This window comes from Dyella sp. M7H15-1 (assembly GCF_004114615.1).
Taxonomy (GTDB): domain Bacteria; phylum Pseudomonadota; class Gammaproteobacteria; order Xanthomonadales; family Rhodanobacteraceae; genus Dyella_B.
Window position 1 is genome coordinate 732,712 of the sequence record NZ_CP035300.1, and the last position, 12,518, is coordinate 745,229.

Genomic DNA, 12,518 nt, shown 5'->3' on the forward strand with positions numbered 1-12,518 from the left:
AGTGTTGCCTTAAGACATCACAACAACCGCAGCCATTCCTTCATCAGCGGCAACCGCCGCACGCGCACCGCACTGACACGGAACACCGCATTGGCCAGTGCCGGCGCTACCGTAGGCATGGCAAGGAAGCTGGCGCCTGTGGGATCGCCATCACCGGGTACGGTGATCACTTCCACTGTGTTGGGCAATTGCGCCATGCTGGCAAGTGGATAATCTTTCCAGGTGCTCTGCTGCACCTTGCCATCCTTGACGGTGATGGCAAGGTTGAGTGCGCTGGACAGCGCGTCCAGGGTGGCACCGGCCACCTGACCTTCCAGGCCCTTCGGATTGATGACACGGCCTACATCAACCGCACAAACGGCGCGCTCGATGGTGAGTTTTTCGCCTTGCATCGACACTTCGATGGCATGCGCGACATACGCACCGTCGACATGCCAACAGGCGATGCCCAGGCCATTGACCGAGCGTAGCCAGTCTTTCCAACGGATGTGGTCGGCTACCAACTTCAGCACATTGATCAGTCGCGCCGTGTCGATGGCGCCGCCACCTTGCAGCGGCACTAGTCGTGGTTCGCCGATTAGACGCAGGCGTGTGTCGAGCGGATCTTCCTTGAGCGAATGTGCGATCTCGTCAATGAAGCTGTCGACCGCAAAGGCATTGGTGACCTCCGGCATGCCACTGTGCGGACCACGCGGTATCGCTGATGTCAGGCTGAACCAGTCGCTGCGATAATGGGGTACGAGACCGGCAGGAAGCTGGTTTTCGCTGACTTCCGATGTCCATAGATGATCGCTGGATACGCCGCGGCCAGTGAGCGTGGAAGCGCTGGCAAGGCGCTGGTTCCATGCAACCACGTGACGCTTGGCGTCGACGATCGCATGGAACGTGTGCACGGTGCCAGAGCGGTAATAATCGTGCGTGAGGTCTTCATCGCGCGGCCAGAACAGGCGTAGCGGTTTGTTGACGGCCTGCGCCAGCAACACGGCTTCGGCCACGTAGTCGTGATCGAGACGGCGGCCGTAACCACCGCCGATGCGCGACTGTCGGATGTCGATTTGATCCGGCGGCAGGCCGGTCAGGCGTTGCACCACGGTCCATGCCTGTTGTGGGGATTGCGTGGGCACGTAGAGCGTGGCGCCGGTTTTGTCGATGCGGACCAAGCAGTTCATCGGCTCGCTCGTCGCGTGTGCGAGCCACGGCTGGTAATACGTGGCTTCGACGCGGCGTGCGGCTTTGTGGCCAGCCTTGTCGACATTGCCGTCATCGCGCACGCGCGTGGTCGGCGCACTGTCGCTGTTCAACAACGACGTGGCCTGTTGTTCCAGCGTGGCCGTGTTTTCGTTGCCACTGGCACCAGGTTTCCAATCCAGCTTCAACGCACGCCGGCCCTGCAAGGCCAGCCAGGTGTTTTCAGCAATCACCGCCACGGCGGGCGCGATCACGGTTTGTCCCGGCGGCCATTTCGGATCGGGCTTGAGCTCGATCACGTCGATCACGCCCTTGATCGCCAGTGCAGGGCTTTTGTCGAGTTGTTCGAGCTGACCATCCGGCCATGGGCTGTGCGCCAGCACCGCTACGACTGCATCGCCAAAGTGCTGGTCGAGCGAATAAGGGGTTCGTCCGGTGACGATGTTGCGTGCATCGACGTCGCCTGCCGGCTGGCCGATCAGCGTGTAGCGATCCGGCGTCTTTACGGCGACGGGTGTTTGCGGCGGTGTGATCTTCGCAGCGGCTGCGGCAAGCGCGCCATAACCGAAACGGCGACCATCCGGTGCGATCACCATGCCTTTTTCGGTACGCAGACGATCGGCCGGTATGCCCAGTTGCTGGGCCGCGGCCTGCATCAGCAACCAGCGCGCCAGTGCCCCGGCTGCTCGCAAATCGCGCCATGCGCGCGGGATGGAGTTGCCCGTTCCGCCCATTTGCTGGCCATAGGTCCAGTCCGGCTTGCCGTTGTGGTTGCTTACACCCAGGCCAAGCGACACGACGCGCACGCGTTGCCAATCGGCATCCAGTTCATCGGCGATGATGCGCGGCAGCGAGGTGGCAACGCCGGTGCCGGTATCCGGATCGCGCGCGCCGATCAGCACGCCGCCATCCTGGTCGATACGCACATACAGACCCAGGGCAGAGAGGTTGTCGCCCAGCATGTCCAGCGGCACCGGTGCGGTATCGGCCGCTTCGGCGATACGGATGCCTACGATCAGTGCGCCAGCAGCGCCAGCCATAACCTGCAGGAAGCCACGGCGAGACAGTTTTACTTGGCCGCTCATGCCTTGGCTCCTTGTTTCATCGCGGCAGCGGCGCGCTTGATGGCGCTGCGCACGCGCGTCTGGCAACCGCAACGGCAGAGATTGGGCAGCGTATCGATGTCGCTGTCGGCAGGATCCTTGTGGCGGTTGAGCAGATCCATCGAGGCAATCAGCCAGCCTGGCGTGCAGTAGCCACAGCCGATCGCATCCTCATCGATAAAGGCTTGCTGCAGCGGATGTAGCCCGCCTTTGGCATCGACCAGCCCCTCGACGGTGACCACCTGCTTGCCGGTCAGCTTGCTCATCGTTACGCCGATGGATGAGGTGGCCTTGCCGTCGACCAGCACCAGATCCGCGCCGCCTTGGCCATGCTCGCCACCGTACTTGGTGCCATCCAGCCGCAATACGTCGCGCAGGTACCACAGCAGCGGCATCTGTGGATCGCCAGTGTGGTGGTAGTGCTCGCCGTTGATCTGCAGCTCGATCCCGGAAGGAACCGGGGCGACATCCCCGCTATGCGCCGGCGCGGCGTGGTCTTGCGCCATCTGATGGGTTCTCCTGATACCTAGCGCCACATTGTGGCATTGCCGCAAGAAGTTAGGGCGTTACGGGCCTGAACAAACGGCGCCAGATCCAATAAACCGGGATGCCGGCGATCATGATGGCCAGCCCGATACCCGTGTTGACCAGGCTAGTGCGCAGGCTCTGCACCACGACCAGGCCGATGGTGACGATAAAGATCAGCGGCAGCAGCGGGTAGCCCGGCACCTTGAACGACACCTCGCTTTGCTGCTTGTGGCGATACCAGAACAGCGTGCTCACACCCACCGCGCAAGCCAACCAATCACCGAAGGTGGCGTAGTCCAGCAATTGCCCGTAGCTGCCCGACAGTACCAACACGATTGACCAGCCGGTCAGCAACAACAGGGCAAGATTGGGGGTGTGATGACGTGCGTGCAGTCGCCCCACACTGGCGAAGAACAAACCATCCTCGCCCATCACCTGCAGCACGCGCGCGCCAGCTACCAGTGTGATGTTGCAGAAGCCAAAGGTGGAAATGGCGATGCCCACGGCGATCAGCTTGGCGCCGGTCGGACCCAACACCTTGTCCATCACATCGGCAGCCGGCGTACTGCTGAGCGCCAGGCCAGCGTGGCCGAGCACCGCCAGATAGGCCACGTTGACCAGCGCGTAAGCCGTGATTACGCCGAGCATACCCAGCAGCAGCGCGCGCGGCAGGGTACGCTGCGGTTCGCGCACTTCGCCGGCCAGGTTGTTGAGATAGGTGAAGCCCGAATACGCAAACAGCACCGGCAACGATGCGCTCATGAAACCAACACCACTGCGTGAAGCATCCACGGTGAGCACCGAAGTTTTACCGGCGCCGGCAAGGAATAGCCCACACACCACCAGCACGACAACTGCCAGCAATTTCAGCAGCGTGAACAGGTTCTGCATCTGCACGCCAAATTTCAACCCGAACAGATTGATGCCGGCGACAAGTACCAGCGCACCAGCCGCCAGCGGTGTTGCCGTGCTCATCGGAAGCCCGAACACGGAAGCGGCGTAGCTGGCAAAGATGGTGGCCACCGCGGCGCTGGAACCGGAATAGATCACCAGCAACATGGTCCAGCCGAACAGAAAGCCGGCCAGTGGCCCGAAGGCTTCGCGCAGATAGACGTAGCTGCCACCGGCGTGCGGCCTGCGCGCGCCCAGCTCCGCGTAGCAAAGCGCACCGATCAGGGTGAGCACGCCGGCGCCGATCCACATCAGCAACAGGGCGAGCCCTGATTCCGTGCGTTGCGCGGCAATGCCGGGATTGAGGAAGATGCCGCCACCGATGATGCCGCCGATCACCACCAACGCCGCATCCCGCAGACGAAGGCTGCGCTGATAGCCGGTAACCGATGACATCATGGGTTGGTCCCTTAGGATGAAAAACGCAGCATGGCAATCGGGCAGCGATCCGGCAAGCTGCTTTTGATTCTGGGGCGGTCAGCTTGACGAAGAACAAGTTCAGGGAAACCCCATCGGCGTCCCCCGCATCGGGTGCACTAAAATAGATATAAACGTACTTAATGGGGTGGCAGCAGCTACAATTATGGGTTCTCCCGATCGTTTCCGGAATTTCTATGGCAGCCCGCTTGAATCCGCTTGATCTGTATGACGTCCGCTCCCTTCTCACCGATGAAGAGCGCATAGTGCAGGACACCGTTGGCCGCTTTGTCGATGAAAAAGTGCTGCCGATCATCGGCGATTGCTTCGATCAGGGCCGTTTCCCAAAGGAACTGATCCCGGATGTCGCCAACCTGGGCCTGCTGGGCGCCACCATTCCCGAAAAATACGGCTGTGCTGGCATGAACGGCGTTAGCTACGGCCTGATCTGCCAGGAACTGGAGCGCGGCGATTCCGGCCTGCGCAGCTTCGCCTCGGTGCAAAGTTCGCTGTGCATGTATCCGATCTACGCCTACGGCAACGAAGAGCAAAAAATGCACTATCTGCCGAAAATGGCTGCAGGCGAAGTGATCGGCTGCTTTGGCCTGACGGAACCGCACGGCGGTTCCGATCCGGCCAACATGAAGACCAACGCCAAGAAAGACGGCGACGACTGGGTCATCAACGGCGCCAAGATGTGGATTACCAACGGCAACATCGCGCAGATCGCGATTGTCTGGGTGCAGACCGAAGACGGTATCCAGGGTTTTATCGTCCCTACTGATGCCAAGGGCTTCACCGCGCAGGAAGTGCACAAGAAGATGAGCCTGCGCGCTTCGGTCACTTCCGCACTGTTTTTCGACAATGTGCGTGTGCCGGACGCCAACCGCCTGCCGAACGTAAAGGGCTTGAAGGGCCCGCTGGGCTGCCTGACCCAGGCACGTTATGGCATCACTTGGGGCCCGATCGGCGCCGCCCAGGCCTGCCTGAAGGAAGTGCTGGATTACACTCAAGAGCGTGTGCTGTTCGGCCGCCCGCTAGCCTCCAACCAGGCGATCCAGTTGAAGATGGCCGACATGGCCCGTCGTATCACCACCGCACAGTTGCTGTCGTTGCAGCTGGGCCGCCTGAAGGATGCCGGCAAGATGGAACCCACGCAGGTGTCGCTGGCCAAGTGGAACAATTGCCGCATGGCGATCGACATCGCACGCGAATGCCGCGACATTCTCGGCGGCGCCGGTATCACGGTCGAACACTCCGCGATCCGCCATGCGCTGAATCTGGAATCGGTCATCACCTATGAAGGTACCGAGACTGTGCATCAGTTGGTGGTCGGTCGCGAATTGACAGGTATCAACGCGTTCTGACGTGACTTTCCGTCGCCCCGGCGTAGGCTGCGGCGGAAGTGATCCAGTACATTCGCATGCTGGAGAGTTTTGTCCACCCCAAGTACATACAGTGTGCCGCGTTGTTTCGCGCATTATGAGATCGCCACACTGGCATCAGTCAGGCAAGCCCATCGATAATTCCCTATTTCGTACTGTTGAACGACGCATCATTTTACCGAGAACTTCGCCACTATGTCTGCCACGCCCATCGCCGCCCGTCATAAAGGCTTCAACCGCGCCGAGATTGTCGACCAGAACTTCAACGAGTTCGTGCAGCTTTGGCAGGGTGAAGTACGCGCCAAGCCGCGCGAGTATGATCCTGTTCTGCCGGGCAGCGCACTCGACGTGCAGGGCTTTCGTGATTTGCTGGAATCGCAACTGATCTCGCGCCATCTCGATCTCATGGCGCGCGTGCTGCGTGTACAGAACAAAGTGTTCTACACCATCGGTAGTTCCGGCCACGAAGGTAACGCGATGGTGGCGCGCCTGACGCGGCACACCGACCCGGCGTTTCTGCACTACCGTTCCGGCGGCTTCATGGCCGAGCGTTTCCGCAAGCTGCCGGGCATGGATCCGGTGATGGACTCGGCGCTGTCCTTCGCGGCCAGCAAGCAAGACCCGGCTTCCGGTGGCCGTCACAAGGTATGGGGTAGCAAACCGCTTTGGGTGTTGCCGCAAACGTCGACCATCGCTTCGCACTTGCCGAAGGCACTGGGTACGGCGGTTGCGATCGAGCAAGGGCGCCGCATCGGCCATCAGCTGCCGATTCCGGAAGATTCCATCGCCATCTGCTCGTTTGGCGATGCTTCCAGCAATCACGCCACGGCGCAAACGGCCTTCAACGCTGCCGCATGGACTGCTTACCAGAAGTTGCCCGCGCCAGTGCTGTTTGTGTGTGAAGACAACGGCATTGGCATCTCGGTGAAGACCCCGGGCGGCTGGGTAGCAAACAACTTCCGGCATCGTCCGGGTCTGGATTATTTCTTTGCCGATGGCCTGGATCTGGCCGAAGGCTACGCACAGGTGCAGCATGCCGTGGAGCATTGCCGCAGCACGCGCCGGCCCACCTTTCTGCATCTGAAGACTACCCGCATCATGGGCCACGCGGGCACCGATTTCGAAATCGAGTGGCGCAGCATCGAAGAATTGGTCTCGGTGGAAGCTTCTGATCCGTTGCTCCGCTCCGCCGCCATTGCGTTGCAGTCAGGCCTGTACGGCAAGGATGAATTGCTGGCGCTCAACGAAACCATCCGCAAGCGCTGCTTTGCCGCGGCAGAAGAAGCCGATCGCAGCCCCAAGCTGGAGCGCCTCGATGACGTGATGGCGCCGCTTGCGCCTTACACGCCGGAGAAAGTGAAAGCCGAAGCGGAACGTACCGATTATCAGGGCAAACGCGTAGCCGTCTTCGGCGGCGAGGAAAAGCTGCCTGAGAAACAGCCGCCGCGCCATCTGGCCGTCCAGATCAACCAGGCGCTGCACGACGTGATGGCTAAGTATCCGGAAACACTGCTGTTCGGCGAAGACGTCGCGCAAAAGGGCGGCGTGTATACGGTGACCAAGGGCTTGTTCAAGGCGTTCAAGGGCAATCGCGTGTTCAACACGCTGCTGGATGAAACCATCATCCTTGGCCTCGCCCAGGGCTACGCCAACATGGGCATGCTGCCGTTGCCGGAGATCCAGTACCTGGCGTATTTCCACAACGCGTGCGACCAGATTCGCGGCGAGGCTGCTTCGTTGCAGTTTTTCTCCAACAACCAGTACCGCAACCCCTTGGTGATGCGCGTAGCGTCGCTGGGTTATCAGCGCGGTTTTGGTGGCCACTTCCACAATGACAACTCGATTGCCGCACTACGCGACATTCCAGGTCTGGTCGTGGGTTGCCCCAGTCGCGGTGACGACGCGGCCACCATGCTGCGCACGCTGACAGCCTTAGCTAAGGTTGACGGTCGTGTCTGCGCGTATCTGGAACCGATCGCTTTGTATATGGCCAAGGATCTCTACGAGAATGGCGACGGACAATGGCAGTTTGCCTACCCTGCGCCAGGCGAGGCGATGCCGCTGGGCGAAGGCCGTGTCTACCGCGAAGATGCCAGCGATCTGGTGATCTTCACGTTCGGCAACGGCGTACCCATGGCGCTGCGTTCGGTCAGGGCTATCGAGCAGGATCTAGGCTGGAAAGTGCGCGTGGTCGACTTGCGCTGGCTGGCGCCGCTCAACGACGCTTTTATCGCGGCGCAAGCAAAGAGCGCCAAGCGCATCCTGGTGCTGGATGAGGGCCGCAAGAGCGCTGGCGTGGGTGAGGGCGTTATTACCGCTGTCGTGGAAGCGGGTTTTGGCAGCACGCCGTTGGAGCGCGTGGTGGGTGCCGATACCTACACGCCGCTTGCCGGCGCGGCGTTCCTCGTATTGCCTGGTGATGCAGAGGTTGTTACGGCCGCGAAGAAACTCGCCAGCAGGAAATAAACAACGCTACCAGCCCTTCAGGCAGATCGCGTCAGCGATTCTGCCCATGCAGGGAGTGCTGATGATACGCGACACTCATCTGCGCACGCCGCTCAAAGGCATGCGCGTGATTGCGCCCATTGAGCTTCACGTAATACATCGCATGATCCGCACGCTCGATCAAGGATTCTAACGTGTCACCCAAGCTGCGCATGGCCAAGCCGATACTGACGCTGAGCAGCAGATCCTTTTGATCTACTGCAATCTCCAGGCGATGTACGCGCCGGCATAAACGCGTCGCAATCAGCATGGCACGTTCCTGGTTCACGTCATGCAACATGGCCACGAACTCCTCGCCGCCATAGCGACCTAGCAAATCACTGGGGCGCAGCTCGTTGCTCAGTACCTCCGCCACCGATACCAGTGCGTGATCGCCGGCTGCGTGGCCCAGGCGATCGTTGAGCATTTTGAAATGATCCAGGTCGAGGAACAGCAGCGCGACCAGTCGTCCACTGTCAATCGCTTCAGCAAGCATGCGGTTCGCTGCTTCCGTCCAGGCGCGACGATTGAGCAGATTGGTAAGCGGGTCGCGGTCGGCCAGCACGCGTACATGGTCGCGGTCATGACGCATGGTAAGGGCGCGATCGGCCAGGCCCAGCGACCATACAATAGCCTCGAACGCGCCCATGGCAACGCTGGCATCGTTGAGCCTGTCCAGGCTCGGCAGTGCACCAGTCACTTGCGCACTGGTCATTGCCGTCAGTACCAGTAGCGGTATCCAGCCCAGCAGGAAAAAACACGCCGGGCGCGAGCCGCGTACGCCGGCGACCAGCGCTGTGAACAACAGCAGGAGCGCGCCGAGAATCAGCGCCGGGTTGACCAGTGCCTGTGCTATATCCATTAGCTCGGGAATCAGGCTGCAACGCAGCAGTACGATCAGTGGCATGGCTAGCCCAAGCGCTACGACAGGTACGCGCAGCGCCGGCGCATAGTGAGGCAGATCGCAGAAGCGGCCAACGAACAATGCTGCGAATGACACGGACAAAGCGGTGGCTGATGCACCGATCAGCGGTTCCGACCCCGTCAGCCAACTCAGTCCCAACGGATGGAACAGGAAGCCGGTTTGAATGCTTTGCACGATGACATAGCACAGCATGTAGCCGGTGTACCAGGCGAAGGTCATGTCCCGCAGCATCAGGGCAAAGCACAAGGCCATCAATGCCATGGCGACCATCGCTGCGAAGCAGGCGGTGGCAAAGGTGAGCCAGTTGGTGTCTTCCTGCAGGTAATCGTCCATGTTTTGCAGCTCGAAGCGTTCGGGGGCGTTGATCGTGCTGCTTGGTTCGAACTTCAGCAGGATCGGTGCCGTCTGGCCACGGTCTACCGCCAATCGAAACGCCAGCCGGCCGTGCCCGTGCAGCGATGTCGTGAAATCATCCAGTGCCAGCGCGCGGGGCAGGCCTTTGTTGTCGAACAGGGTGATCGAGCCCATGGGAGCGGGGTAGATCGACAACACGCATTCTTCATGGTTACCAGGGAGAGCGGGTTGCAGCACCACCCAGCTACCCAGCGCGTCACGGGGAAAGAGTTGCAGCATCGATGGATCGAAGGTCTTGAATGCGCCATGCCTGAACGCATCGAGTATTTGCGCAGGTGAATCGCCACGTGTCACTTCGCGCCAGGCACCGCGCAGCGGACTGCAGGTGCTGGCGTGCAGCAGTGAAAACCAGAACAACCACGTCAGTGGCAAAGCGGCGATTAGGCTCCTGCGTTTGGCCAGCCTCTTTAATAGTGCGTGCCTAGTCACCTCAGCCCCTTCCCTCAAATGGTCGCAGGCGCCTGCGGAACAGGCGCCTGGGCGTTGACCCGACCGCCCCGCAATCTCCCGGCCTTGTCACCGATGGTATCGCCATCGTGGACGTCTGAATGACTTCATCGAGTCTGGGTAGCGAATCTATGCTAAACCTAAGCAGGAGGCGTGCCAGCGCGTCGTGACTTTGTAAAACGGTTATTCACAGGGCGTGGCGCGCCGTTGCGGCAGCTTCTTTGCCGAACGGTGGCCGGGTGTGACGGACTAGGTCAGGTTCATCACTTTTGGTTGTCCCAGTCAGCGCATGGTGGTTGTTCCACTCACCCCACAATATTTCTCCAGCAACTGCTGCTGCACATCGTGCGGTGCCTGCCCGTCGACGGGCAGCAGCCGCGAATAGTTGCCGTCTTCCAGCAACTGCCAGGCCGTGGTGTTGTCGGTCAGGTACAGGTCCAGCTCCTTGCGGATGCGCTGGCGCAGTTTGCGGTCTTCAATTGGGAACGAGGTTTCGATGCGGCGGTCCAGATTGCGCTCCATGAAATCCGCGCTGGCCAGATACATACGTTCGTCGCCGTCGTTGGCGAACCAGTACACGCGGCTGTGCTCAAGGAAGCGGCCGACGATCGAGCGTACGCTTACATTCTGCGAAATGCTTGGAATACCGGGACGCAAGCAGCAGGTGCCGCGCACGAGCAGGTCGATTTTCACACCGGCACTGCTCGCCTTGTACAAGGCGCGGATCATCTTCGCATCGGTCAACGCGTTGACCTTGATGATGATCTGCGCTGGTTTGCCCGCTTCGGCATGAGCCTGCTCGTGGGCGATCATTTCAAGCAGCGATTTCTTAAGGGTAAACGGCGCATGCAACAGCTTCTTCATCTTCAGCAGCTTGCCCATGCCGGTGAGCTGACTGAAGAGCTTGTGCACGTCCTCGCATAGCGCGGAATCGGAGGTCAGCAGACTGTAATCGGTGTAAAGGCGCGCATTGCCGCTGTGATAGTTGCCCGTGCCCAGATGTGCGTAGCGTGCGAGCTTGTCGCCTTCGCGGCGCTGGATCAGCATCAGCTTGGCATGGGTTTTCACATCGACCACGCCGTAGATCACCACCGCACCAGCCTGTTGCAGGCGAGTGGCCAGACCCAGATTGGATTCTTCGTCGAAGCGGGCGCGCAACTCGACGACCGTGATCACTTCCTTGCCGGCGCGCGCCGCTTCCACCAGCGCATCGACGATCTCGGAATTAGCGCCAGTGCGATACAGCGTTTGTTCGATGGTAAGTACTTGCGGATCTTTCGCCGCCTGGCGCACCAGATCCACTACCGGAGCAAAGGACTCGTAAGGGTGCAACAGCAACACGTCTTGCCTGCTGATCACCTGGAACAAATCCTCGGCCTTTTTCACGGCTTTGGGGATCGCCGGTGCGAACGGCGGGTACTGCAACTGCGGGCTCTCGCTGCGGCTGATGATGCCGAACAGGCGCGTGAGATTCACCGGGCCGTTCACTTCATACAATTCGGCTTCGGTCAGGCTGAATTGCTTGAGCAGGTAATTGGTCAGCGGCTTGGGACAATTGTCGGCAACCTCCAGACGCACCGCGTCGCCGAAACGGCGCGAGGACAATTCGCCGCGCAGTGCGCGGGCGAGGTCGTCCATTTCTTCCGGATCAAGCGTAAGGTCGGCATTGCGGGTCAGGCGGAACTGGTAACAGCCACGCACCTCCATGCCGGGGAACAGTTCTTCAGCGTGCGCGTGGATGATCGACGACAGCAACACATGGTTCTCGCCACCTTCGCAGACATCGGCCGGCAGGCGAATGATGCGCGGCAAGACGCGCGGCGCCGGCAGGATCGCCAGGCCCGAATCGCGGCCAAAGGCATCCACGCCTTCCAACTCCACGATGAAGTTGAGGCTCTTGTTGACCAGCAGCGGGAAGGGGTGAGTGGGGTCAAGCCCGATCGGCGTCATCATCGGGGCCACTTCCTGGCGAAAGTAGCGCTGCACCCAGCGTTTTTGCGCAACGCTCCAGCTTTCGCGGCGCACAATGCGGATGCCGTGCTGATCCAGTTCGGGCAGCAGGCGTTCGTTGAGTATCGTGTACTGCCGCGCGATCTGGCGGTGCGCGATCTCGCTGATTTCGACCAGCGCCTGTTTCGGCGTGATGCCATCGGGACCAATGATCTCGTGCCCGTAGACAAGCTGTCCTTTCAGGCCAGCCACGCGGATTTCGAAGAATTCGTCCATATTGCTGGAAAAGATCAGCAGGAACTTCAGCCGTTCCAGCAGAGGAGTGCGTTCATCCAGCGCCTGTTCCAGCACGCGGTTGTTGAACTGCAACTGCGACAGTTCGCGATGGATGTAATACGCCTTATCGTTCAGATCGACTGTGGGCGTGGCAGGGAGGATGGGGACCTCAGGTGCGATTGTGCTGTCGGCAGGCATGGCGTCTTGGTCGTTGCGTTTGCTCATCGGTGCACCATCCTGGTAGAGGCTGTGGGCAGCGACGTCGCGCCCGTATGGCTGGGTCACTGCGTAGGCATCTTGCTGGAGGCATTGACGTGGATATGGCATCAGCAACGGGATGCCTGGACATCATGCAGCATCTTACGAAAGAAGGTAACGTATGCAGGCCGAACACGGCTACGTTAAGATGAAGCACTTGGCGAGGCAATCTCGCCGTCTCCCCCCTTGGAA

At 60.5% G+C, this 12,518-nt stretch carries 7 protein-coding genes; 2 read left to right on the forward strand and 5 right to left on the reverse strand.

Annotation, left to right across the window (positions count from 1 at the left end; translation table 11 throughout):
- Positions 1–17: 17 nt before the first annotated feature.
- The 3 genes from EO087_RS03635 to EO087_RS03645 are packed head-to-tail and all read right to left on the reverse strand — an operon-like array spanning position 18 to position 4,166.
- The gene (locus EO087_RS03635; RefSeq protein WP_128897689.1) at positions 18–2,273 is read right to left on the reverse strand and encodes a molybdopterin cofactor-binding domain-containing protein; all 2,256 of its coding nucleotides are present in this window, start codon (positions 2,271–2,273) and stop codon (positions 18–20) included.
- A complete protein-coding gene (locus EO087_RS03640; protein ID WP_128897690.1) occupies positions 2,270–2,797 on the reverse strand; it encodes a (2Fe-2S)-binding protein in 528 nt (175 codons plus the stop codon). Before EO087_RS03640 ends, EO087_RS03635 begins: the two co-directional genes overlap by 4 nt.
- 52 nt (positions 2,798–2,849) lie before the next feature.
- Positions 2,850–4,166 carry an amino acid permease gene (locus tag EO087_RS03645; RefSeq protein ID WP_128899790.1) on the reverse strand — a complete coding sequence of 439 codons (1,317 nt, stop codon included), beginning with the start codon at positions 4,164–4,166 and terminating at the stop codon, positions 2,850–2,852.
- A gap of 218 nt (positions 4,167–4,384) precedes the next feature.
- Between EO087_RS03645 and EO087_RS03650 the strand changes: the two genes are divergently transcribed.
- Both EO087_RS03650 and EO087_RS03655 read left to right on the forward strand, forming a co-directional pair.
- Positions 4,385–5,554, forward strand: a complete 1,170-nt coding sequence (locus tag EO087_RS03650; protein WP_128897691.1) for an acyl-CoA dehydrogenase family protein — start codon at positions 4,385–4,387, stop codon at positions 5,552–5,554.
- A 213-nt stretch (positions 5,555–5,767) separates the two neighbouring features.
- Positions 5,768–8,038, forward strand: coding sequence for a thiamine pyrophosphate-dependent enzyme (locus EO087_RS03655; RefSeq protein ID WP_128897692.1), 2,271 nt, complete (start codon positions 5,768–5,770; stop codon positions 8,036–8,038).
- A 31-nt stretch (positions 8,039–8,069) separates the two neighbouring features.
- On the opposite strand, the gene EO087_RS03660 is transcribed toward EO087_RS03655, so the two are convergent.
- Together EO087_RS03660 and ppk1 are read right to left on the reverse strand one after the other, a co-directional pair.
- Positions 8,070–9,767, reverse strand: coding sequence for a GGDEF domain-containing protein (locus EO087_RS03660; protein ID WP_240669118.1), 1,698 nt, complete (start codon positions 9,765–9,767; stop codon positions 8,070–8,072).
- Positions 9,768–10,124: 357 nt separating this feature from the next.
- Positions 10,125–12,266: a polyphosphate kinase 1 gene (gene ppk1, locus EO087_RS03665; RefSeq protein WP_205744468.1), complete on the reverse strand. Its 2,142-nt coding sequence runs from the start codon at positions 12,264–12,266 to the stop codon at positions 10,125–10,127.
- Positions 12,267–12,518: the final 252 nt, after the last annotated feature.